Annotated in this window: 1 protein-coding gene; it reads left to right on the top strand. The window is 43.9% G+C overall.

What is annotated here, in order from left to right; genetic code table 11:
• Window positions 1-782: class I tRNA ligase family protein (locus tag BG32_RS12540; RefSeq protein ID WP_147435030.1), on the top strand; the 782-nt coding region annotated here is incomplete at both ends.

The following is a 782-nucleotide window of genomic DNA, read 5'->3' as shown; positions in this document are numbered from 1 at the left end:
CCTGGAATTCATCATGTTATATCAAGAACATTGAAAGATGCGGTCTGCCGTTTCAAGACTATGCAGGGGTACCAGGTGAAGCGAAAGGCAGGCTGGGATACTCATGGTCTTCCCGTGGAAATCGAAGTTGAAAAGCAGCTGGGCTTCTCTTCTAAGCAGGAGATAGAGGACTTTGGCATAGAGAAATTCAATCAGAAGTGTAAGGAATCTGTATGGAAGTACGAAAGCCAGTGGAAGAAATTGACTGAACGCATAGCTTACTGGATCGATATGGAACATCCATACATCACCATGGAGAACGATTACATCGAATCGGTTTGGTGGATTCTCAAGCAATATTTTGATAAGGGCTATATCTACGAAGGCCACAAAATTATGCCTTACTGCCCGAGGTGTGGAACTCCGCTCGCCTCTCACGAGGTAGCTCAGGGCTACAAGGATGAGACCATAGATTCAATATATGTCAAATTCCGCCTTAAAGGAAAAGACAACGAATACTTCATCGTTTGGACTACGACTCCATGGACACTTCCATCAAACGTCGCTCTTGCGGTAAATCCTGAGTTTAACTATGTCAAGGTCGAAGTAAAAGTAGACGGAGACGAGGTCGAATACTACTACCTTGTTAAGGAAAGGCTGAGCGCGCTTCTTGGCGAAGAGAGCAATTACAGAATAGTCCAAGAACTCAAGGGTATGGACCTTGTAAATCTTGAATACGAGCAATTAATACCCTTTGCAAAAGTAGATAAGAAAGCCTTCTACGTAGTATATGGCGACTTCGT

Source organism: Mesotoga sp. HF07.pep.5.2.highcov, assembly GCF_003666285.1.
GTDB classification, from domain to species: domain Bacteria; phylum Thermotogota; class Thermotogae; order Petrotogales; family Kosmotogaceae; genus Mesotoga; species Mesotoga prima.
Note: the sequence above shows the minus strand (reverse complement) of the source record. Positions and strands in the feature narration are given on the sequence as shown.